Here is a 23741-nt window from a genome sequence, read left to right as displayed (position 1 = left end):
AGACCGCGTGGAAACATTTCCCGAGATGGCTTATAATTACTAATTTTCTCTTTTTATTGCCCCAGATAATACTTTTTATAAGATGATCCAATCTATAATTAAGGATAAACCTACCCGGCTGTTCGTATTTTTCACTGCATTTTTTGTTGCCAATGCCCTGATCGCGGAATGCATCGGGACCAAACTCTTCTCCCTGGAAAAGCTGCTGAATACCCAGCCTGCCAATATCACCCTGTTCGGTCAAAGCGGACTGGCCTTTACGCTTACCTGCGGGGTTTTGTTATGGCCGCTGGAGTTTGTAATGACCGATATAATCAATGAATTTTATGGACCTAAAGCCGTGCGCCGCATCAGTTATATTGCCGTTGGGTTGATCTCCTATGCCTTCCTGATGTTTTACCTGGCCATTCATGTGCCTGCTGCCGATTTCTGGGTCAGCAGCCGGACAAAAGAGGGCGTTCCAGATATGCAACTTGCTTTTGACAGTGTGTTCGGACAGGGCATGCGCATCATTATTGGCAGCCTGGTAGCCTTCCTGGTGAGCCAGATCGTAGATGTGACCGTTTTTCATAAAATAAAAAAGCGCACTGGTGAAAAACATGTGTGGCTGCGGGCAACCGGTTCAACCGTGGTATCTCAGCTGGTAGATAGCTATATTGTATTGTTCATTGCTTTCAGCGGCATTTTCACCTGGCAGCAAATATTGGCCATTGGCGTAATGAACTATACGTATAAATTTCTCATGGCGCTGATCTTAACACCCGTTATTTATGTGGCGGAAAGGCGGATAGAGCAGTACCTCGGGCCTGAAACCGCCAGGCAGATGAAACTGGCTGCGATGGGAAAGGAAGTATGATGTGAGATTTGCTGATGTGCTAATGTGCTGATTTGCTGATTTGCTGATGTGCTAATGTGCTGATGTGCTGATGTGCTGATGTGCTGTGCAAATGTGTAGATTTGCAGCATGATTAATATCCGTTATGCAACTGTTGAAGACCTTATAACTATTGAACGGCTGGCACGGGAGATATGGCCTGTAACCTATGGAGAGATCCTGTCGCCCGACCAACTGGCCTATATGCTCGAACTGATCTACAGCAATTCTTCTTTGCGTAAGCAGCTATTGGATCAGCAACACATCTTTCTGATCGTTGAATCGGGCGGCAAGCCGGTCGCCTTCGCGTCTTATTCTACCATAGAACCAGGCATAAGCAAATTGCATAAGATCTATGTGCATCCCCACACCCAGGGCCTGGGCATTGGGAAGAAACTCATCGATCACGTTATTGAACAACTGCAAACCGGGGGCATCCACACCTTACGCCTCAACGTAAACCGCTCTAACAAGGCGCGCTTTTTTTATGAAAAACTGGGCTTTACTGTTGTTAAGGAAGAAGACATTGATATTGGGAATGGGTATTTTATGATAGACTATATTATGGAAAAGAAACTGAACGGCTAATGTGATGATGTGATGATGTGATAATGTGATGATGTGATAATGTAAAACAAGGCAAAACGTTTTTCTATTAAATTATCGAATTATCACATTGATTATGTTTGCGGGAGAGCTCTTCATGTAACCGGATAGATCTTACCGCCATACGAATGGCAATAGACCAGGCTACCAGCGCACCGGTGATCAGTAATCCATTCGATACATATTGTTTTACCTGCGAACTGTTCTGCAATAACAAAAAGAAATCAAATGCGCCATGGAAGAAAATGGCGAGCAACAGACCTTTTACAATATGTTTTATAGCATGGGGTTGATCGAATTTGGCCAGGCCTACATGGTAACCGGCCAATACGGCAAAAGCGCCATGTGAGGGTACCGAGATGAATAAACGGATGAGGCCGGTCCTGAAACCATAATTCAATACATAATCGATGTTCTCGAGCGTGGCAAATCCCATGCTGATCATCACCGAATAAATAATGCCATCGAAGGGTTCATTAAATGCTTTGTTGCGATAGGCATAACAGCGCAGCATGAGGTACTTGCTGCCCTCTTCACTGGCAGCCACCACAATAAATGACAGTAAAAAGTAATACCAAATGGTAAAACCGGGAAACTGGAGATACAGTAAAGGTTTCAGTAAGACCTGGATGTAAATGGCCGGCGCAGTGGCCACCATACCCAGTAAAAAAGAGATCAGCAGGGGCTTCAACGGTTCCCGGTCATATTTGTCCCTTGAATAAATGTATAATGTAATAGCCGCACCGGGTGCAATAGCCAAAGCCAGTAACGAAAGCATGTTTACAAAAATGTTTTAAACCCCAGGTAGAACAGAACGTGGTACAGCAGGCAATCGGGCCCAAGATACAAGTTCCAAAACAGAAATCCCAAAATTCAGTTTACAATCGAAAATACCAGTTTTCAGTTTGCAATTTTCAGTAGTCATTTCCGAACCCTGGCGAATCGCCAGCTACCTTTCGCAACTGCCGACCCTCGTTTAATACTTGCCGATCCATGAATAACGACTGCCGAATTTGTTAGCTGTATTTTGAAAAAAGGAACTATTTTCAGGGTTATATAGTCCTTTAAAAGCAAGTAATGAAAAAGCTTTTTGTTTTCATCTGTTGTTTATCCGTATATAATTTATTGCAGGCGCAGCAGTTTGGTGGCCATCCCCCCTCCACCAAATGGAACCAGATCAATACCGATACCGTGCGGGTTATTTTCCCTTCGGGTTTGGGCCTGGAAAAACAGGCTGCTGATATTGCTGCCACTTCGGAAAGGCTTGCGGTTCAGACAGCGCCTACCATCGGCAGCCGGCTGCGCAAGGTGAGTATCGTGCTGCAACCGCGCACCACTATCTCCAATGCTTATGTGGGATTGGGCCCCTGGCGCAGCGAGTTTTACCTGATGCCGCCGCAGAATCCATTTGAACTGGGCACCTTACCCTGGTACCATACATTGGCATTGCATGAATACCGGCATGTGCAGCAGTATAATAATTTCAGGAAAGGACTATCAAGAGTTGCTTATTATTTGTTTGGCCAGGAAGGATTGGCCATGGCCAATAGTGCGGCCATTCCCAACTGGTTCTGGGAAGGTGATGCCGTGTACCAGGAAACATTGAAAAGCAGGCAGGGCAGGGGACGGCTGCCTTTCTTTTTTAACGATTACCGGTCGTTATGGCTGGCCAATAAGAATTATTCCTGGATGAAACTGCGCAATGGTTCACTGCGTGATCTCGTGCCCGACCATTACCGGCTTGGCTATATGCAGGTGGCTTATGGCCGTGAAAAGTACGGCCCTGAATTCTGGAAGAAGGTGACCGGCGATGCGGCCCGTTTTAACGGTGTGCTGTACCCTTTCCAACGGGCGATTAAAAAATACAGCGGGGCTGGCTATCATAGCTTCCGGCAGGATGCAATTACCTATTTTCAAAATTATGCAGATTCTTCAGAAGGGGACGCCGTCAGCAGCTGGGCGCAGCAGCAACGGCATTTTGCCGGCGATGAAGAGTTTCCGCAATGGATAAACGATAACACCGTGGTGCTGGTTAAAAGCAGCTATAAAAAAATACCGGCGTTTTATATCCGCGACCTCAGCAGCAAGACAGATAGCCGGTTGAGAACAAAAGACATTTCGCTTGACAATTACTTTTCATACCGCAATGGTAAGATCGTATATGCTGCCTATGAAGCCGATGTACAATGGGCCTGGAAAAATTATAGTGTGTTGAAAGTGCTGGATCTAAAAACCGGTTGGCAACAGACACTTACCCACCGCTCAAATTATTTTGCCCCCGATATTTCAACGGATGGGAAACAGATCGTGGCTGTTGACGTACAGCCGGGTGGTGCCGCCACATTGCATTTGCTGGATGCGGCGTCGGGCGCTATTCTCAAAAAAGTACCCAATCCAGCCGGCTTGTTCTATAGCCAGCCTAAATTTTTTGATCAGCAAACGGTGATATCGGGCATTCGTACAGCGGCTGGTGTAAACACGCTGGCGCTGGTGAATATTCATGACGGTTCCCTGAAAGAACTGTTTCCCCGCACCACGCGGGTAGTTGGTTTTCCGGCTGTACAGGGCGATACCATTACCTTTACGGCTGCGGGCAGGTTGAGAGACGAGCTTTATGCCTGGGTGAACGGGAAGATCTACCAATTACATACGCCTGCCAACAGGGGCACCGGCAATTACCAGTGGAGCACAAGTGGCAATAAAGCCATTTATACCGCTTTTACGGCTGCCGGTTATCATATGGTGCAGGAAGAACTAAAGCCTGAGAACTGGCAGCCAGTGAGCGCTGAAGCATTCACTGCTCCTTTGTTTGCCTATGAGCTGGATCCCTTACAGGAGGATCAGCCTTTGCCGATTGATACCGCGCGGAGTTATCCCATCAGCCGTTACCGCAAGTCTTTTAACCTGGTCAATTTTCACAGCTGGCGGCCCTATATTGCCGAACCGGATTATACGTTCTCGCTCATCGGGCAGAATGTGCTGAATACCTTGCAAACGGAGATCTATTTTAACTACAATACCGATGAGAAGTTCAAGGAGGTGGGTGCTACGGCCATTTATGGCGGCTGGTGGCCTTACCTTACGCTGGGCGTTGCCGGCACTTTCGACCGCAAGGAGAATGACAGTCCGGCCACAAAGACCTGGAATGAGGTCAATGGCCGGCTGGGGCTACAGTTCCCCTTTACTTTCAATGGCGGCCGCTTCAATCGCCGCCTGGTTGTTTCGGGGGGCATAAACCATCACCAGGTGAATTATACGAATTTTGCCAAGGGCCGTTATCCGGACAAGCAGTTCGAGTTTGCCGATGGGTCGGTTCAGTTCACCATGCAGTCGCAGGTGGCGCGGCAACATATTTATCCGCGGTACGGGCTCAGTTTGCTCAGCCGTTACAGAACGATCATTAATACCTATAGCGGGTTTCAATGGTTAACGAGCGGCGCCTTATACCTGCCCGGCGTGGCGCCTACCCATAACCTGGTGATCACAGGCGCTTATCAGAAACGGGACACCGTAGGCGATTACAGCTTTTCAAACAGCTTTCCTTTTTCGCGCGGTTACCTGGCGGTGAATGCCCGTACTTTACCCGATATGTACAAAGTGGGCTTTAATTATCATTTTCCCCTGGTATATCCTGATCTGGGGGTTGGGAATATTGTGTATTTCCTGCGGGTGCGCGCCAATGCCTTTTATGATTATACCGAACTGCAATATTTCAGGGGGAATACGACCTGGCAGCTACGGTCTGCCGGTGGAGAATTGTTCTTCGATACCAAATGGTGGAATGAATACCCGGTGAGTTTCGGTTTTCGTTACAGCCGCCTGTTCGATGGGGAAGTGGAAGGGCTTGGGCCGAACCAGTGGGAGTTTATTTTGCCGATCAATTTGTTGGGGAGATAAGTTCAAAGTTCACCGTTCAAAGTTCAAAGTTGTTCAGTTAGTTAGCTATTGATCGACAAACCACAAACGACAAACCACAAACGACAAACTACAAACGACAAACGTAAAACCTATATCGATCACTCACAAAACTCAAGGAACGCCTTCGCCGTGTCCATACTTTCTTTAAAAGTTACTGGTTTGGTGATATATGAGTGTGCGCCGAGCAGCATGCATTTTTCTTTTTCCAGCGGATTTAACGAGGTGCTGTAAATGATGACGGGAATATTGTTGAAACGCTCGTCGCTTTTAATGCGCCGCAGGGTTTCGGTGCCATTCAATTTAGGCATGTTAAGGTCGAGGATGATCAATGCAGGCCGGTATTCGGCGTTGAAATCGCTGCCAAGGATGCGCAGGGCTTCTTCACCATTGTGCGCAAAACAAAGCTTTTGATCCGCTTTCAGCTCCATCATAGCGTCCTGCAGAATAGCGCGGTCATCTGCATCATCGTCGGCCAGTAATATTTTAGCTTGGTTGTTTGCCATATTATGATGTTCTGATTGGTAGTGTAATAAAAAAGCTGGCGCCCTGGCCTTCACTGGAGGTGGCATAGATGACGCCCCGGTGAATTTCAACGATCTTTAAACAAATGGCCAGTCCCAAACCGGTTCCTTCATATTGATCACGGGCATGCAAACGTTGGAACAGCTTGAAGATCTGGGGGGCATATTTTTCATCGAAACCTATGCCGTTGTCTTTAAAAGTGATCTCGTGGTTATCGCCCACCTGCCGGTAACTGATGTTTATTTCGGGAGGCACATCACAGCTGCAATATTTCAGTGAGTTGGTGATAAGGTTCTCGAACAGCTGCCGCAATAAACTTTCATCTCCTTCCACCGTTGGCAAAGGATCGATATGTATGACGGCCTTTTTTTCTTCTATCGCCAACTGCAGATCCTGCAGCGCATAACCGGCTACTTTATTCAGGTTTACCTGGCTAAAGTGGATCTGGGATTTATTGATCTGTGAAAAGGCGAGCAGGTCCTGGATAAGTGTACGCATACGGCCCGATACGGAATGAATGATCTTTAGATATTCAATTCCCTTGGGGTCCATGTGTTCCGTATAGCGGTTCAGCATATAATCGCTGTACAGCATCAGTTTTCTTACGGGTTCCTGCAGGTCATGGGATGCAACGAAAGCAAATTGCTGTAATTCGAAATTGCTCTGGTTGAGTTCGCCAATATATTTTTCCAGTTTACTCTGGTTTTCTTTCAGTTCATCACGTACCTGTTTTAATTCAAAATTATCTTTCAGGGTCTCTTCAAATACTTTTTGTGTGTGTATATCTACCAGGTAACCTATCCAGTACTGCAATTCGCCGCGTTCGTTTAAAAATGGTGAAACGGATATCTGGTGCCAAAGGTATTCGCCACTGATGTGGTGTTTTATGCGGGCCTGCGTTTTTATGTTGGCGGCATCCTGGGCGATCTTATTATTGAAGAACAGGATGAATGCATCGTAGTCATCTTTGTGCACGACCTGCTTCCATCGGGTCGCATTCAACTTTTCAATGCTTTCTCCTGTATAGCGGAGCAGCCAGTCATTGGCATAGATCAGCTGGCCATCGGGCTGCAGGGAAAAGATCATCAGCGGCAGCGAATTCGTGAGCGTTTTGTATTGCGCTTCGCTTTTCTGTAACCGCACCGATAATTCCTGCAGCCGTTCGTTCTGTTTTTTTATTTCCTCATATGGGGAGAAGGAAGGTTCGTTGCGAAAGAAGGTTCGCCATTCATCGCGGCGTGCCGCATCCATTTTAACCACATGGGGAACGGCAAAGAACAACTCAATGAAGGTTTCGGAGTCGGTGGTGAGAACGGAATATTTGTTCACCAGCTTTTTGGCATATTCCAATCCGTTCATGTTATTGCCGGCATTCTTATCGTTCTTAATGGCTGCAACAATGAACTGTATTTGTTTGCTTTGCTTTTGCCCATCCACACCCAGCACAAGCGAGCCGCTTTTGCCATTCTCGATGGTATTTCTGGCTACTTCTGATACTGCTGTCGCAAATGAGGTTTGGGCTGAAAGAGACAAACCCAGTAGCTCGGCCAGTTTCATCGAGCGTTTATGCGCGATGATGAGGTCCATTTCGTTATCCAACCCAACCTTAGCAATATCTTCCATAGTCAGTTATTAATTTTACAAATAGCTACAGATGCATCGTCGGTATTGCGTGAAAAGTCTTTCAGCAGGGATAATGCCAGCATCGAAAGATCATAGCGCAGGATGCCCGGATATTTCAGCGGGTCCCACCGGCTTCGGAGGCCATCGCTGCTCATGATAATATACTGGCCTTTTTCATGCATAAATGTTTGGGTATGTAATGAACGAGGTACATTCAATCCGATAATGCCGTTGTACGACATATAATTCTTGTTGGTGGCCGGTCCGTTGATCTTGGTGGTAATGTTACCCACGCCGCATATTTCCCAGGTTTTCTTTGCTATATCATATACTGCAACCATACCAACCAACCCCCTTGTTTTTCTCACCGCTGAATTTATAAAGCGCAATATATCAGGCGGATGAAGCTCCTGGCAAATTGCAAAAGCTATGCCTGCTTCCTGTACGGCGCGGGCTGCTTCTGCACCATGTCCAAGGCCATCGGCCAGGAATAATTTGATATGATTTTTGTTTGCAATGTGAAAGAAACTATCGCCGCATTTGATTTCCCCCGGCTTCGGTATTACAACCGATCTTATTTCAGCCAGCGGTGGTTTACCATGACGGGGTGGTTCTTTCAGGTATTTACGGCATAAAATGATAGTCCCCCAATTTTTTTGCGAATAGACCTGGAAAGTATCCGACAATCGTTGCATGGCGCCCAGCCCCAGTCCCAGGCTGTTTTTGGTAGTTTCACCATCCCGCACCATTTTGTTAATGTCGTTGATGCCTGGACCGTTATCCATACTGATGATCTCGATGCCATCCAGTTCATTCTCCCGAATCAGTTTTGCGAGTATTTGTCCACCACCGGCATGCTTCACCAGGTTGGTGGCCATTTCAGCGACTATGATATCAATTTCACTAATCCGGCGTTCGCTGAATTCAAGGGTAAGGGCCATGGCGCGGATCTCTTTTTTCAGGATCGCGAAATAGCTTCGGTCATTTGCTTTGAATACAACATGTGCGTTAGCCATTCTTCCACTTGATTATTGAAACGGTTGTTCCTTCGCCTACGCTACTCTTGATCTCAAATTCATTTACCAACCTTTTCGCGCCAGGCAATCCAAGACCCAGGCTTTTCCCGGTTGAAAACCCGTCTTTCATTGCGAGGTCAATGTCTTTTATTCCCGGACCTTTATCCTGGAAGATCAGGCGAATGCCGCTGTTCCTGCCCTCGCTGATCACTTCAATGATCGTATTGCCGCCATTGGCATATTTCAGCATATTTCGAACGAGTTCGCTGGCTGCGGTAATTAATTTGGTTTGATTGACAACACTCATCCCGATCCTTACCGCGTACTCCTTTACGCGATTCCGGAAAGGAACAACATCCTGCTCCTTTTCTATTTTCATAGTATCCTTAGTCAGTACTATCCTCATTGGCTGCTATTTCATCTTCTTCGTCATCGAGGCCATTAATTTTTTTCTGTAGTAATTCCATGCCTTTTTCAACATTTAATGCGGTATGAACCCCTTTCAGTTCCAACCCCAGCTCAACGAGGGTAATAGCCACCGCCGGCTGCATGCCCACCACTACGGTTTCGGCATCCATGATGCGGGCCATACTTCCAATATTACCGAGGATGCGTCCCATGAAAGAGTCTACAATGCTTAACGCAGAAATGTCAATCAAAACACCCCTCGCTCCGGTTTTATTAACCATATATACCAGGTCGGTCTCCAGGTTGGTAGCCAGCCGGTCATACAGATCTATTTGAATGGTAACGAGTAAAAATTTCCCCATTCTGAGAATAGGTATCCTGTCCATAGTGTGATCTTCTTATTTTTCTTTTTCTTTTTGAATTCGTTTAACGTCGAGCCTCAGCATAGCAAATGCATGTTTCAGGGCACTTGCGAGAGACGCTTTGGTGACAATGTTTGAAAGGTCGATACCCAGATGAACAACCGTTTGCGCAATTTCGGGTCTGATGCCGCTGATGATGCATTCAGCCCCCATGAGCCGGGTAGCGGCTACCGTTTTTATAATATGCTGTGCCACCAGGGAGTCAACGGCGGGTACACCTGAGATATCCAAGATGGCGATAGTGCTTCCTGTTTCAACAATATGCTGTAAGAGATTTTCCATTACCACCTGGGTACGGGCGCTGTCGAGCGTTCCAATGATGGGCAATGCCAGGATGCCATCCCATACCTGGATAACCGGGGTTGATATTTCGGCGATTTCGTCGGTTTGGCGAAGGATCACTTCTTCACGGCCTTTAATAAAGGTCTCAAACGTAACGATACCGAGGTTGTCGAGTAATTTGTTTACGCTCACGATGGTTTCCAGTAAGGCTCCCTGGTCGTTGGATAATTCTGTAACGATGGTTTTTAACAGGGCATCTTTAAGGCTGAAAACGAAGATGCCTGTTTCACGCGGTGAAAATCCCTGGCGGGCCCGCGAAATAGAAATGCCTGACAATATTTCGTATACGGGGGCAAATTCATCGGAATTAAAATCGTTTATCGTTTTGTCGTTGATACCTTTTAACAGGGAATCCAGCAGCTCCGCACTTTGCTCACGCAATTCATCGTTACTCATCAGGTCCTCTCTCAGTCCGGCATCTGCAAGCTGCAAATGCATCCAGTCTTCCAGAATACTCTTTTTCTTCTTCTGTAGTAGCTTCGAAATGTCTTGTTTCATTAGTTTAAAAAAGTTGAAGTTTTATAAGTATGCTTTATACAATGATCAGCCAAACCAAGGTTGATCATTGGCTGGCAATCGTTCGGTATTACTGATATCGTTTATATCTGTTCGGTTGACAGGTATAAAAATAGTTATGCGAATACCATAATATTATAGTATTCGCTCAATCATTAAAAAACAATTAAAGAGTGTTAATTGGTTCCTTTCTTTTTAAAAGGATATCATAGGTAATTAAATCGGTGGTCTTATCGCGTGCTGTGAAGGTATAGAAAAAATCGGGCCAGGCTAATGTGATGATGTGATAATGAGATAATGGAAATACACTTTTGCGCGGAGAGGCAATGTTCTATGTGCTGATTTGCTGATGTGCTGATGTGCTGATGGAAATACACTTCTCCGCGGAGGCAATGTTCGATGTGCTGATGTGCTGATGTGCTGATGGAAATACACTTTTGCGCGGAGAGGCAATGTTCGATGTGCTGATTTGCTGATGTGCTGATGTGCTGATGGAAATACACTTTTGCGCGGAGAGGCAATGTTCGATGTGCTGATTTGCTGATTTGCTGATGTGCTGATGGAAATACACTTTTGCGCGGAGAGGCAATGTTCGATGTGCTGATTTGCTGATGTGCTGATGTGCTGATGGAAATACACTTCTGCGCGGAGGCAAGACTCAATGTGCTCATTTGCTGATGTGCTGATGGAGATACACTTTTACGCGGAGGCAATGTTCAATGTGCTGATTTGCTGATGTGCTGATGTGCTGGTTGACGAAAGATCATTGCAAAAACCTGCAACTTGCCGGTTTTTTTGAAACATTGCATATAAGTGTATTCCCGTATGTTGCAGCATGCGCTTTAAGAGTAGCGGGATACATTAGCACATCAGCAAATTAGCTAATTAGTGATTCGGTTTCTTCTTAAACAACCATTTATTGGCTTTGTACATGAGCCAGGCGCTGCCGGCGCCAATGACGGCACCTGCCAGTACATCGCTGGGATAATGTACGCCTAGGTACATGCGCGAATAACCTACCGAAGCTGCCCAGGTATAAGCAGGTACAGCTACATACCATTTTGGATATGCGAGGGTGAGCGAAGTAGCCGATGCGAAAGCTACAGAAGTATGACCGGAAGGGAAGGAGGGACTGCTGCCAGATCCGGCCGCTGTTAAACCGGGTGTAACCATAAATGGCCTCGACCGTTTAAAGGAATATTTCATTCCATAAGAGATGAAGGTGGCTGCTGCGGCGGATTCAGCCAGGTATAATCCTTTTTTAAGCGTCGTTTTATTGTTATCGATCAAACCGGCTGCCACTACGGTCGCCGGAATAAGCACCGACACCAGTTGCGTATTATCCGATATGCCCTGCATCAAGCGGGTAGTGCCGGGCGTTCTGTTCTCCATCATATTGATCAACATGCGCTGATCGAAGTTCAGTTTTTGCGCAATGGCCGGCGGCTGCAAATAACAAAAGCATACTGCAGTGAACAGTATGCTTTTGAAGATATATGAGACCGTCTTTGTTTTTTTAGAGGTTTTGAAGGCTACTTTCAAGGACCTTAATCTTTTCTTCGGCATCCAGTTTTTTCTTTTGCTCTAATTGAACGACATCCGGCCTTGCAGATTGTATGAACCGCTCATTGCTTAACTTTTTATTAACTGATTCGAGGAACTTTTTCAGGCGGTCCAACTCTTTTAACAACTCTTCTTTTTGAGCGCCGGTATCTACAGAACGTTCAGTTTCAATATAGAACTTATCCTTGCCGATCACCGCTGTAATGGTTTGTGGTACAGGCTCCGTAACAAATGTCAATTCTTCAATATTTACCTGTTTCTTCAGCACAGCTTCAATGGCTTTGAACAGCTCGGTATTCTCGCCCTGGATATACAGTTTAATAGGCTCTTTGGGCTTTATCTGCTGTTTTGCCCGCACATCACGAAGGCCGGTGATCACATCTATCAGCAATTGGCCTTCCCGCAATACAATGGCATCGAATGGTTGCGGCGCCGTGAATTGTTTCACACACAGGTCCTGTGCCCGGGGCGCCAGCAAATGATATATTTCTTCTGTAACGAAGGGCATATAGGGATGCAGCAGATGCAAGAGTTCTGAGAAGAAATAAACGGTTTTATCGTATACCGCTTTGTCCATGGGCTGGTCCATAGGCGGTTTTACCCATTCCAGGTAATAACTGCAGAAATCGTCCCAAATGAGCGAATACAGGGTCTTCAGGCCTTCGCTCAACTTGAAATCCTTATAATGCTGTTCCATTTCTGCTTTGGCCGCCTGCAGTTTGTGCTCGAACCAGGTAACGGCAAAAGGCGTGGATGCGTTGGCTGTAGCGCCAACCTTTGCTTCAAACATCTTCACCAGCTTCAGGGCATTCCACATCTTGTTGTTGAATTTGCTGCCCTGTTCCGGCGAGGTTTCGTCGAAGAGCAGGTCGTTGCCGGCAGGAGAGGAGATCATGATGCCAAAACGAACGGCATCGGCGCCATATTTATCGATAAGCATCAACAGGTCGGGCGAGTTGCCGAGCTGTTTACTCATTTTCCGGCCTTGTTTATCGCGCACCATACCGGTAAAGTATACGTCGCTGAAGGGTTTTACGTCCATGTATTCGATGCCGGCCATGATCATCCGCGCTACCCAGAAGAATATGATGTCCTGTCCGGTTACCAGCACCGAAGTAGGGTAATAGTAATTAATATCGGGATTACCGGGATAGGTAATGCCTTTAAATACTTCAATGGGCCATAACCAGCTCGAGAACCAGGTGTCGAGTACGTCATCGTCCTGGCGGAGCGGGTGATTGGTATACGGTGAATGCGTTGTTGAGCCGGTAGCGCCGGGTTGAATATTTTCTGCCCAAAGCCTTACCGCTTCTTCTTCGGTTTCGGCTACATAACAATTGCCATTGTCGTCGTACCAGGCGGGAATGCGCTGCCCCCACCATAATTGCCGGCTGATACACCAGTCCTTCACATTTTCGAGCCAGTAGCGGTAGGTAGCCATGAATTTATCACCCGGGTGGATCCTTACTTCGCCGCTGGCTACAGCTGCCAGGGCTTTGTCGGCCAGGGAGCGCATGGTGACAAACCACTGGGTTGAAATCCGGGGTTCCACAACGGCCAGACTGCGTTGCGAGTAGCCGAGGCGGGTGGTGTATTCTTCTTCTTTTACCAGCAGCCCCTGCTCCTGCAGCATTTCCACTACTTTTTTACGGGCTTCGAAGCGATCCATGCCCACGCAAACCTGGGCGGCTTCGTTAAGGGTGCCGTCTTCGTTGAGGGTGTCAATTACCGGGAGATTATGTTTTAAACCCAGGTTATAGTCATTGATATCATGGGCCGGGGTCACTTTCAGGGCCCCGGTACCAAATGCGGGGTCAACGTATTCGTCAAAAATTACCGGTACGGCCCGGTTTACCAGCGGTACGATCACCTTTTTGCCTTTCAGGTGGGCAAAACGCTCGTCATTGGGGTTCACGCACACGCCGGTATCGCCCATGATGGTTTCAGGGCGTTGGGTAGCGATGGTAATACCCCCGGCCCCTAAAGGGGTGCCATTTTCGTCAGCAATCTGGTAAGTTACATAATACAATTTCCCCTGTACTTCTTTGTACTCCACTTCCTCATCGCTGAGGGCGGTTTTGGCGGCGGGATCCCAATTGATCATGCGGGCGCCGCGATAGATCATTTTTTTATTATAGAGGTCAACAAAAACCCGGATAACGGCTTTGTAATAGTCGTGATCCATGGTAAAGGAAACGCGGTCCCAGTCAACACTGCAGCCGAGTTTTTCGATCTGGTGGTAAATGATGCCGCCGTATTTTTCTTTCCACTCAAAAGCATGTTTCAGGAACTGCTCGCGGGTGAGTTCGCTCTTTTTAATGCCTTTTTCTTTTTCAAGCATTTGAACCACCTTGCTCTCGGTAGCAATAGAGGCATGGTCGCTGCCGGGCACCCAGCAGGCGTTGAAGCCGCTCATGCGGGCTTTACGCACCAGAATATCCTGCACCGTTTCGTTGAGGGTGTGACCCATATGCAATACCCCGGTGACGTTGGGCGGGGGTATCACCACGGTGAACGGTTTGCGATCATCGGGGGTGCTATTGAAATATCTCTTTGATTTCCAGTGCTTACTCCATTTGTCCTCCACCGCTTCGGGCTGATAGTTCTTGCTTAGTTCCATAAGTATGTAGTGTCCTTTTAAGGGAGGGCAAAGGTAATAAATCCCCCCGACCCCTGAAGGGGTGGTAAGGGGGCAGGCTGCAAAAGTTTATGAGTGACGGGCTTGCAGGTGTTGCAGGTGTTGCAGGTTTCAGGTTACAGGTTTCAGGTGTTGCAGGTTTCAGGTTTCAGGTTGCAGGTTACAGGTTACAGGTTTCAGGTTGCGGGTTTCAGGTGTTGCTGGTTGCAGGTTTCAGGTTACAGGTTGCAGGTTACAGGTTGCAGGTGTTGTAGGTTGCAGGTTACAGGTTGCAGGTTGCAGGTTGCAGGTTGCAGGTGTTGCTGGTGTTGCAGGTTACATGTTTCACGTTTCAGGTTGCTGGTTGCAGGGGCAGCTTATAGCTAACCGGCCAGAGAAATGCGTTTGGGTCGTCGTTTAAGTCCGCCAGACAGGGGATAGGGGTGGGGCATAAAAAAAGCACCCCGCTTCCCGGAATGCTTACAAAATGATTTCCTATCCAATATCATTATCAAGATACCGGAAGCTTTTTGTGTTTCAGTAAGGTTGTGCTAAGCTAAATGACTATGCATACCAATACAGGTACGACAGCAACATAATGAAGCTTAAAAAACCAATTGCCATTAATGCTACCTTACCGTTTTCGCCGAGATGGAAGTGATTGTGCGTTGACTTTTTCATACGCTACGTTTTTTTTAATTGTGATTAAATCCGTAGTACGATCATGCAATCGGTCTTCACAGGCTTACGAAGTATAGGGTATTAAAACTAAAGCCTTGGTAGTTCAGGAAGGATATAAACGTCGGTTAGAGTAAATCCAGGCAGTTAGAATGAAAGCCAGGACAAAAATAATACACAGTTATTACAACTGCAAATGTTACCTATTTAAAAAAAGCAAAATGTCTGCACCAGGCAACTTATTGATCAAAATTAAGTGAGGACTACTATTTACTGCTCAACACTTTAAAAAATTAACAGGGAGGCCTAGGCCAGGGACCCTGCAGTAAGCCTGAAATGGCGGGTAAAGCTACGCGGTGCTGGAAAAAGTATGAAGCACAAAAGCAGTTTGTGACGGTTATCGCTTCGCGCTCCATACTTATACGTTTTTAAACTTTAAATGACGGCAAAGCCATTAACCCTGGGTAAACCAGTAAGAAAACAGAACCAGTGCAGTGAAGAATACTACGACCACTGCTACAATAGTCCTCTTTTCTCCGGTTCCCTGCATGTTGAATTTTTGCATGGACAACGGATTTTTTGAGGTTTAACAATGCGGGACGGATTAAAGTCGCATGGGGTAGGATTAAATGAAGTCTGAGACCCGAGGTCAAAAAGCTGAAATCTGAGGTCCGAAATGCGCCATCTGAACTGACCTTCGAATAAATTAAGATTCTTAGGCATTTATATGCTTCTGGATCTCCGCATCTAATTGCTGACTTTCGGTCTCCGGCTGCGGGTCCGGTCTCCGGACCCTGGCGGCTCAGTTATGACGCCGGTTTCCAGATTCTTAGTTCCGGCGTCGGGCTTTGAATGTCTCGTGTCCGGCTTCCGGCTTTGGACTTCTGGCTTCCGGTCGTTCTTTGTAACTTTACGATCGATCTATGTACGCTATCGTTGATATAGAAACTACCGGCGGGTACGCTGCCAATAACGATATAACGGAGATTGCTATTGTGTTGCATGATGGACAATCTGTTATAAGCCGTTTCGAAAGCCTGGTAAGGCCGGTTCGAAACATTCCCTATTATATCCAGGTGTTAACCGGTATTTCGAACGACATGGTAGCCGGTGCACCTACTTTTGAAGAACTGGCGCCGAAATTATATGAGCTCTTGCAGGGAAAGATCTTTGTAGCCCATAATGTAAACTTCGACTATTCTTTTTTAAAACATCATTTCGACGCGGCAGGTTATGATCTTGTGTGCAATAAGCTGTGTACCGTTCGCCTGGCGAAAAAGGTGTTCCCGGGTTTGCCTTCTTACAGCCTGGGAAATCTTTGCCGTCATTTCGGGATCAATATTTATAACCGGCACCGGGCCGGTGGCGATACTGATGCTACCGTACGGTTGCTGGAGCATTTGCTGTTGAATAACGCTGAGCCACACATACAGCAGTTCATAAAACGCGGCGCTAAAGAGCAGTCACTGCCACCCAATTTGCCGAAAGACCAGGTTGATCAACTGCCCTATACACCGGGTGTTTATTATTTCCATAATCAAACCGGAAAGGTGATCTATGTGGGCAAGGCCAAGAACCTTAAGTACCGCGTGAGCAGTCACTTTACGCATAACGGCGCAGGAAAGCAACGACAGGATTTTTTACGGAACATACACCGTATAACCTACCAGTCATGCAGCACCGAGCTGATGGCTTTTATCCTGGAAAGCGTGGAGATAAAAAGACTGTGGCCGGAATTCAACAGCAGCCAGAAAAGGTTCACCCATTCATACGGGTTATATATGTTCCAGGATAACAGCGGCTACCTGCGCCTGGCCATCGATAAAAAGAAAAAACACCTGCAGCCCCTGTATACCTTCAATTTGCTGCTGGAAGGACACCGCCTGATGAACCAGTTGATCCAGCGGTTTAATTTATGTCCGAAATTATGTTTTATGCAAACAGCACAAGGCCCCTGTACGGGAACCGGCGAAGTTGCCTGTTTAGGCGCCTGTGAGCATAAAGAAACAGTAGATGTATATAACGAGCGTGTGCAGCAGGCCCTGCAATGGCTGGAAGAATGGCTGCCCACTTTTGCGGTAGTAGATGCGGGGCATGCGCGCGATGAGCAAAGTTGCATTTTGATGGAAAAAGGCAAATTTTATGGCATGGGCTATATACCTGCCGGCGTTGGTATTACCAGCCGCGAAGAATTGAAAAATTACCTCACGCCTTACCCTGAAAATGATTATATCAGGGGTTTGGTATACCAATATGTTGAAAGATATCCTAATAAGAAAGTGAGTTTTTAAAAATCCCCCACATATATTGCCGCTGATCAGTAAGTATGCGGATTTGGTATTAAACTTGTGAAAGCTTGTGCGACATCGCTTTCTATTTGTTGTTTTTCTTAAATTTTGTTTAAATAACCCACACTATGAAAAGACGCAACCTGTTATTATGCTGTTTGCTTGCAGCCGGGTGTCATGAGACAACACCCAAAGAAGCAGTACCCAAGGCGGAAGATGCAAAAGCCGCTGCGCCTATTAAAGCGCCACCTGCGGAAAAAGTACCGCTTTACCGCAACACGGTGAATCCCGAGCCGGTGGCGGAGCACAAGGAAAAAACGGAAAATCCGCTGAACGATTGGTATTTTTCGGTAAAACTGTATGAAACGCCTAAGACCTTTCAGTACATCATGAAAGTAAAGTACGAAGAACTGGAAGGGGATGATACGTTGAAGCTGCCTGATATGGGCATAGCGCCAAAACCTGTTATTCAAAAAGGCGAAGATAAATATTCATGTGTCGTGGGTTTTATGGATAACCATGATCAATTCAGGGAGTACAAGAAAGTGTATGTGAAGAATGATCAACTGAAAGTAACTACCCTGAAACATTATTCGGTAGCCACCTATAGTAAGTAGTTAACCAGTTGATACGTTAACTAAAAAGGAGCGCTTATTCAAAGGGCTCCTTTTTTATTTTTCGGGGATGTAGATCTTTAATAAATGAATGAATTCATCGCGCGGGATCATGTGTGCGCCCAGGCTTTCGAGGTGTTCGGTATATACCTGGCAGTCGATCAACTGCACACCTTCTTCCTGCAGTTGATGAATATAGCTGATAAAAGCATATTTACTGGCATTGCTTACTTTGCTGAACATGCTTTCGCCAAAAAACACTTTGCCCAATCTTATTCCATATAAGCCTCCAACCAGTTCATCATTCAACCATACTTCTGCGCTGTGCGCAAAGCCCTGGCGGTGCAGACGGGTATAAGCATCCTTCATGGAATTGGTGATCCAGGTGCCGCTTTGTCCGGGCCGGTTTATATTCTTGCAGTTATTGATCACCTCTGCAAATGCTTTGTTGATCGTGAAGGTAAATGCTTCTTTTTTGAACAACTGTTTCATGCTCTTACTTACCTTCAACGTAGCAGGGGTTAAGACGAACCGGGGGTTCGGGCACCACCATAAAATATGCTGTCCTTCATACCATGGAAAAATGCCCTGGCGATAAGCCACTAATAAACGTTCGGTAGAAAGGTCTCCGCCAACAGCTAATAATCCATCCGGTTCAGCCAGGTGAACGGGTGGAAATATTATTTCTTTATTCAACGCAAATAAAGGCATGCCGGACTATGGTTGGTTGCCGTAAATATAGACAAAAAGAAGAATGTAAGATGTAGATCAGCGCCCCATAATCCATTAGGATAGGGAAGGGCCGGCGGCAGGCGAAAGTTGATGAGTACGATGAGCGGGCTCAGGTCAATACTTCAAGGGTAGCGCCAATACCGCGGTCGGTGATGGCATCGCATTGTGGTTTTAATTCGTCGTATGAGCCTTGTTTTACGGCATATTTACCCTGGAAATGGATGATATAAGCGCATTGTTCGGCCTGTTCTGCTGAATGGCCGCATACTTCTACCAGGGTCTCTATCACCCATTCAAATGTATTTACCTCATCATTCCATACAATCAAACTATATGGTTCATCCAATGTGGTAAGAACATCTGTATCCTCCTCGTAATGTGGTTTAACCGGTGCGTCGATAGCCATATATAATGGTTTATTCCGGTACAAATTTATAAAAATACCCTACGCTTAGCAAGCCCTTTTATGGGTTTTTAATAAAGGGTGTTTTTCACATAAACGCTTCATTCAGAACAATTAACTGTGACGAATACGAAAAAGGACGGGGCTACACTGTTGCGGCTCTATTACGAAAGCGGAAGTTTTTGCCCTTCATTACCTGCTTGCGGCACCTGAGCGCTGGGTTTAGTTCCAGCTGGTTTATCTAACTGCGATGATCACTCGGTCAGAATATGGGACTGGTTCTCTTCTATAAACTTTTTTATCATCACGATCGTTGTTTGCCAGTAAAAAGCCAGGTGCCGGTAAATGGTCTCCGTTGGGAAATTAGTGATGGTAAGTGTTAGCGTTGTAAGATCGTTGGCGGCGATGAGATCAAAGGTAAGGATTGAATAATTCTCTGGTTGATCAGGCAGCCGCGACAGGGAGCTTAAATGCGTATACTGAAGCCGTTTTCCCGGTTCAAATTGCAGCACCATCCCTTTGTTTTCAAAATGCAGGTGGTGAAATCCGGTAATAATGACCGGACTGTTCACCACCCAGCTCGTTTGAATTTCAAGTTGCATGGATGCATCACCCATCCATAACTTCATCAGCTGCGGCTCGGTGATGGTTGTCCAGACGATGGCCGCCGGAGCGTTGATGGTTACTGTTTTTTCAATTTGGTAAGACATAGTCAGCTACAGGTAATAGAAACACCTGTAAGGGTTGAATGGTTCATTGCATTCTTATTTATGGTAGCCGCTGATTGCTAAAAATGTGAGGTGAATGCCTGCTCACTGTTTTCCCGGCACGAAATCACCGGGTGTTGATGAGGGATGCAATAGGGGGGATTTTTTCTATTGTCGATCACCGTTTTCTTGCATTCATTCTTAATTTCTCAATTTCGTCCTGTCAGTAGCAACTGATTACAAAGATCCTGGTTGAGCATAAAGAGTTTAGTAGTCTTTTTCTACAATATCCGAAAAAGTAAAATGTCCGTCAATACCAATTTTTGTCGTTTTCACTCTTGCGTATTTGCGCATGGTCTCCGGTTTGGGACCATTGTCGTCGCATTCACAACTCTTAATAGAATCGGCTGAATATATAGAAAGATCTTTGTTGATGATAATGGTTTCATTACATTCAAAACAACAGTCCGAACCGCATCCACCTACACCCAGGGAAGCTTCGCTCAGTTTTTGTCCCTGTTTTGAAAACGTAGTTAAAATGGGCGCATAAATTTCTGCAGGCAACAGCCATATTATTTTGTAGTTGTTTGTAGTGTCGGGTAATAAGCCATATGCACACTGGCGGGTACCGGGGTATTCATTTCTTATATAATTGGTGTCATGACCTTCAAGGCCTGGCAGGGTAGAATCGTTAATTTCAAGCGTTTTAATGGTTAAAGGAAGTTGCAAGATTTTGAATTTGGCAATGAAGGCCCGAAAATCTTCATTTACTGGCTGGTCGCTAATATTTTTATGGGAGCTCTTAGCTGCTTTGTTATTATCCGCGCCAGGATTGCTTTTGCAACTGAAAAGTAAAACAGCGGCCATTAAAAGTACGATTGTTTTCATAACAATTCAGGGTATTTGAAATGGATTAAAACAAAAGGCATTCTGATAAAGTTACCTTTGGGTTGGCATTGTGTATCTATCAATAAAAAAAGGCTCACATTGCTGTGAACCTTTCAGTGCTGTGGGAGTTGACGGGATCGAACCGCCGACCCTCTGCTTGTAAGGCAGATGCTCTAAACCAGCTGAGCTAAACTCCCTTGTAAGATCTTCTAATTCCCTGACACTCTTTAGGTTCTCTCTTGCTACCCTTATTGCGTTTTGGGAGTGCAAAGATAAGGCTTGTTATATTTCCACCAAATTTTTTTGCCTTGATAATGAGTATTTTTTCCCTTTTTTAAACAAGCCGGCACCCGGAAAATCAATAAATTGCATAAGTCCCTGAACAGGGGCCATTTTAAATCTTACCTGTACATGGACTACCGTATTATTTTACCGCCCGACAATCTTCGGCCTTTTGTAAAGTACTTCTGGGTACTGGAAAGTAATACTACTACCGCTTCTACCATCACATTCAGTCCACTCGCTGACGGTTGTCCCGGCATCATGTTCCAACAGCCTGATAAAGGAAGTTTCTACCTGGAAGAAAATAAGCAATTGCCCGGTATTTTCGTATATGGCCAAACGGTTCAGCCTACCAAAATGTATTTGAATGGAAAGCTGCATACCGTAGGGATCTGTTTACAACCGAATGCCCTGCAGCGGGTTTTCGGCATCGATGCCCATGAGCTAACCGGCTCCTGTGTTGACCTGGGACTCGTGCAACATAAAAAAGAAAAGCACCTGCAGGAGCAACTCATGTATGCCGCTTCTATTGAAGAACAGATCAACCTGATCGCAGCCAGTTTACTCAATGCCGCTGAACGGAATCATGAGCGGCACGACACGGTCTCCGGCTTTGCCCTCACTGAAATCCTCCAGGGAAAAGGCGAGGTTTCCTTTGCTGTGCTGCAAAAACAACTGCAGCTTTCTGAACGCACCCTTGAGCGCCGGTTCAAACAATCCATTGGCATTTCTGCCAAACTGTTCTCCCGCATCTGCCGCTTCCAGGAAGCGCTGACCCAGCTTCGCAAAAATAATTATCAGAAACTGTCCGATATCGCTTACGAGAACGGCTATGCCGATCAATCGCACTTCATTCGCTCCTTCAAAGAATTCACCGGCGTTTCTCCATTCGATTACCGCAAACAACTGAGTGAAATAGCCGAGAATTTTCCTGTGATAAAATAACGCTCCCAAACGCTGCCGATTCGTACATCTTATTTGCAGATTTTCATCTGCCATTGCCGCTGCCGGCATTTCATTATCACATTATCACATTATCAAATTATCACATTGCTTCGTGTCGTTTTTGTTCTATTTTTCTCTTCATCGCCCGGGTAATTTTGGGTTCATAAAACAATTGTATGAACCGGATCATAACTCTGGCAATACTGGTGGTTTCAGGAGCATTGGCAGCCAAATACCTGCCTGGTGCCCGCGCTGCTGCAAACGATGGCGGCATCTTATTGCCCCGCCTTTCGGATTATCATATTTTCACAGGTGATCCGGCAGCCCTTGTTCCCGGCAATGGTTTTCAATTGTATGAACTCGCTACCGGTCTGTTCACCGATTTTGCCGAAAAACAAAGGCTCATCAAACTGCCCGTGGGCGAAACGGTTACTGCAACAGGGGATGGACTGCCTGAATTCCCTGACGGAACTATGCTCGTAAAGACCTTCTATTATTTCAACGATAAAAGAAATGTTTCAAAAGGGAAAAGGCTGATCGAGACCAGGCTGCTGCTAAAGAACAAAGGCCAATGGTTGGGAGCTACCTATGTTTGGAACGCCGGACAAACGGATGCTGTTTTAGCAACCGGCGGTTCGAATACGTCCGTTACCTGGATCGACGAGCAGGCAAATACCAGAACGATCGCTTATCATATTCCTGCTGCCAGGGATTGCGCCAGTTGCCATAATAGCGGTAATTCGCTGATGCCGGTGGGGCCGAAGATCAGGAACCTTAACCGGAACGTAGTACGGAATAACAAAACAATGAACCAGTTACAGTATCTTCAGGAAGCCGGTGTCTTACATGCGGTTAACCCAGACCGGTTCTCCAAACTGCCGGACTGGAAAAATGCAGCCTCTTCTTTGCCCGAAAGAGTGCGGGCATACCTCGATGTGAATTGTGCGCATTGCCATAGCGATAAAGGTTCCTGTGCCCGCTCGGGTGTGCGTTTTGGTTGGGAAGTTCCCTTTGAGAACACCCGCATCTCCGCCAAACAGAACCGTATCATTCATCTGATGGAGAAAGGCACTATGCCCCGAACTGGTACCACCACGGTTGATACGGAAGGGCTTTCCCTGATCAAACAATATTTACAACTATAACATAAAACCATATACAATGACTTTCGCCAACATCACTCTTCTGGTCACCGCTTTTACCACCGCACTGATCGCTGGTTTGTTTTACGCCTATTCCTGTTCGGTAAACGCCGGACTGGGCAAATTACCCGATGCCGGTTACCTGGCTGCCATGCAGTCGATCAACCGCGAAATACTGAATCCTTTATTCTTTATGAGCTTTATGGGCACGCTGGTATTATTGCCGGTGAGCACCTGGCTGCAGTACAGCCATCCCGCTTCGATGCGTTTTTATTTCTTGCTTGCTGCCACCCTCGTGTATGCGATCGGCACTTTTGGGGTTACCATTATGGGCAATGTTCCGCTGAACAATGCGCTGGATGCGTTCAATATTCAGGCGGCTTCTCCTGAAGGGATCAGTGAGCACCGGGCGCAGTTTGAAAAGCCCTGGAATCAATTGCACCGCATTCGCACCATCGCCAACGCCATCGCTTTGATACTGGTATTGATGGCTTGTATTATTGGGCAGTCAAAGCAGTCAAATGAGTCAAAAGAGGCAAAGCGTCAAAATAGTCAAAAAGTAGTGCAATCGCTTTAACCTGTCTGACTGATTTTATCTATGTGACTTATATGACTCATTTGACTTAATATGACCC

21 protein-coding genes and 1 tRNA gene are annotated in these 23741 nt (G+C 46.2%); 8 read left to right on the top strand and 14 right to left on the bottom strand.

Translation table 11 applies throughout. The features are described from left to right. Positions 1-82 precede the first annotated feature (82 nt). Entirely contained in the window at positions 83-856 is a 774-nt protein-coding gene (locus JT717_RS17865; protein WP_205512055.1) for a queuosine precursor transporter, read from the top strand. A 108-nt stretch (positions 857-964) separates the two neighbouring features. After that, positions 965-1462 carry a GNAT family N-acetyltransferase gene (locus JT717_RS17860; protein ID WP_205512054.1) on the top strand — a complete coding sequence of 166 codons (498 nt, stop codon included), beginning with the start codon at positions 965-967 and terminating at the stop codon, positions 1460-1462. A 67-nt stretch (positions 1463-1529) separates the two neighbouring features. On the opposite strand, the gene JT717_RS17855 is transcribed toward JT717_RS17860, so the two are convergent. Continuing rightward, a complete protein-coding gene (locus JT717_RS17855; RefSeq protein ID WP_205512052.1) occupies positions 1530-2258 on the bottom strand; it encodes a PrsW family intramembrane metalloprotease in 729 nt (242 codons plus the stop codon). A gap of 299 nt (positions 2259-2557) precedes the next feature. On the opposite strand from JT717_RS17855, the gene JT717_RS17850 reads away from it, so the two are divergent. After that, the gene (locus tag JT717_RS17850; RefSeq protein ID WP_205512050.1) at positions 2558-5377 is read left to right on the top strand and encodes a TolB-like translocation protein; all 2820 of its coding nucleotides are present in this window, start codon (positions 2558-2560) and stop codon (positions 5375-5377) included. Between the two features lie 119 nt (positions 5378-5496). On the opposite strand, the gene JT717_RS17845 is transcribed toward JT717_RS17850, so the two are convergent. From JT717_RS17845 to JT717_RS17810, 8 genes are all read right to left on the bottom strand, one after another. Further along, a complete protein-coding gene (locus JT717_RS17845) occupies positions 5497-5901 on the bottom strand; it encodes a response regulator (RefSeq protein ID WP_205512048.1) in 405 nt (134 codons plus the stop codon). A gap of 1 nt (position 5902) precedes the next feature. Beyond that, a complete protein-coding gene (locus JT717_RS17840; RefSeq protein WP_205512046.1) occupies positions 5903-7543 on the bottom strand; it encodes an ATP-binding protein in 1641 nt (546 codons plus the stop codon). Between the two features lie 2 nt (positions 7544-7545). Further along, a complete protein-coding gene (locus JT717_RS17835; RefSeq protein WP_205512043.1) occupies positions 7546-8559 on the bottom strand; it encodes an ATP-binding SpoIIE family protein phosphatase in 1014 nt (337 codons plus the stop codon). Then, complete coding sequence (locus JT717_RS17830; protein ID WP_205512042.1) at positions 8552-8965, bottom strand: anti-sigma regulatory factor; 414 nt, start codon at positions 8963-8965, stop codon at positions 8552-8554. Before JT717_RS17830 ends, JT717_RS17835 begins: the two co-directional genes overlap by 8 nt. Then, complete coding sequence (locus JT717_RS17825; protein WP_205512040.1) at positions 8946-9353, bottom strand: STAS domain-containing protein; 408 nt, start codon at positions 9351-9353, stop codon at positions 8946-8948. Before JT717_RS17825 ends, JT717_RS17830 begins: the two co-directional genes overlap by 20 nt. 12 nt (positions 9354-9365) lie before the next feature. Further along, the gene (locus tag JT717_RS17820) at positions 9366-10229 is read right to left on the bottom strand and encodes an STAS domain-containing protein (RefSeq protein ID WP_205512038.1); all 864 of its coding nucleotides are present in this window, start codon (positions 10227-10229) and stop codon (positions 9366-9368) included. A 903-nt stretch (positions 10230-11132) separates the two neighbouring features. Then, positions 11133-11789: a phosphatase PAP2 family protein gene (locus tag JT717_RS17815; protein WP_240348196.1), complete on the bottom strand. Its 657-nt coding sequence runs from the start codon at positions 11787-11789 to the stop codon at positions 11133-11135. Continuing rightward, complete coding sequence (locus JT717_RS17810) at positions 11764-14430, bottom strand: valine--tRNA ligase (RefSeq protein WP_205512036.1); 2667 nt, start codon at positions 14428-14430, stop codon at positions 11764-11766. Before JT717_RS17810 ends, JT717_RS17815 begins: the two co-directional genes overlap by 26 nt. A 1598-nt stretch (positions 14431-16028) precedes the next feature. Between JT717_RS17810 and JT717_RS17805 the strand changes: the two genes are divergently transcribed. Continuing rightward, positions 16029-17396, top strand: coding sequence for an exonuclease domain-containing protein (locus JT717_RS17805; protein ID WP_205512034.1), 1368 nt, complete (start codon positions 16029-16031; stop codon positions 17394-17396). A gap of 125 nt (positions 17397-17521) precedes the next feature. Next, positions 17522-18010 carry a hypothetical protein gene (locus tag JT717_RS17800; RefSeq protein ID WP_205512031.1) on the top strand — a complete coding sequence of 163 codons (489 nt, stop codon included), beginning with the start codon at positions 17522-17524 and terminating at the stop codon, positions 18008-18010. A 54-nt stretch (positions 18011-18064) separates the two neighbouring features. Here the strand turns inward: JT717_RS17800 and aat are convergent, their stop codons facing one another. The 5 genes from aat to JT717_RS17775 all read right to left on the bottom strand — a co-directional run bounded on the left by aat (position 18065) and on the right by JT717_RS17775 (position 20934). After that, the gene (aat, locus tag JT717_RS17795) at positions 18065-18718 is read right to left on the bottom strand and encodes a leucyl/phenylalanyl-tRNA--protein transferase (protein WP_205512028.1); all 654 of its coding nucleotides are present in this window, start codon (positions 18716-18718) and stop codon (positions 18065-18067) included. A 130-nt stretch (positions 18719-18848) separates the two neighbouring features. Continuing rightward, positions 18849-19145 (bottom strand): ATP-dependent Clp protease adaptor ClpS, encoded by a 297-nt coding sequence (locus tag JT717_RS17790; protein ID WP_205512026.1) that lies wholly within the window; start codon positions 19143-19145, stop codon positions 18849-18851. Positions 19146-19396: 251 nt separating this feature from the next. After that, positions 19397-19852: an SRPBCC family protein gene (locus JT717_RS17785; protein WP_205512023.1), complete on the bottom strand. Its 456-nt coding sequence runs from the start codon at positions 19850-19852 to the stop codon at positions 19397-19399. 264 nt (positions 19853-20116) lie between these two features. Further along, a complete protein-coding gene (locus tag JT717_RS17780) occupies positions 20117-20578 on the bottom strand; it encodes a hypothetical protein (RefSeq protein WP_205512021.1) in 462 nt (153 codons plus the stop codon). A 281-nt stretch (positions 20579-20859) separates the two neighbouring features. Beyond that, positions 20860-20934 (bottom strand) — tRNA-Val (locus tag JT717_RS17775). A 214-nt stretch (positions 20935-21148) separates the two neighbouring features. Here JT717_RS17775 and JT717_RS17770 point away from each other — a divergent pair. The 3 genes from JT717_RS17770 to JT717_RS17760 all read left to right on the top strand — a co-directional run bounded on the left by JT717_RS17770 (position 21149) and on the right by JT717_RS17760 (position 23683). Then, a complete protein-coding gene (locus tag JT717_RS17770; protein WP_205512020.1) occupies positions 21149-21964 on the top strand; it encodes a helix-turn-helix domain-containing protein in 816 nt (271 codons plus the stop codon). 176 nt (positions 21965-22140) lie between these two features. Continuing rightward, positions 22141-23109 (top strand): hypothetical protein, encoded by a 969-nt coding sequence (locus tag JT717_RS17765; RefSeq protein ID WP_205512018.1) that lies wholly within the window; start codon positions 22141-22143, stop codon positions 23107-23109. Positions 23110-23125: 16 nt separating this feature from the next. Next, positions 23126-23683 (top strand): anthrone oxygenase family protein, encoded by a 558-nt coding sequence (locus JT717_RS17760; RefSeq protein ID WP_205512017.1) that lies wholly within the window; start codon positions 23126-23128, stop codon positions 23681-23683. Positions 23684-23741: the final 58 nt, after the last annotated feature.

This window comes from Longitalea arenae (assembly GCF_016924755.1).
Classification (GTDB): Bacteria; Bacteroidota; Bacteroidia; order Chitinophagales; family Chitinophagaceae; genus Niastella; species Niastella arenae.
Note: the sequence above shows the minus strand (reverse complement) of the source record. Positions and strands in the feature narration are given on the sequence as shown.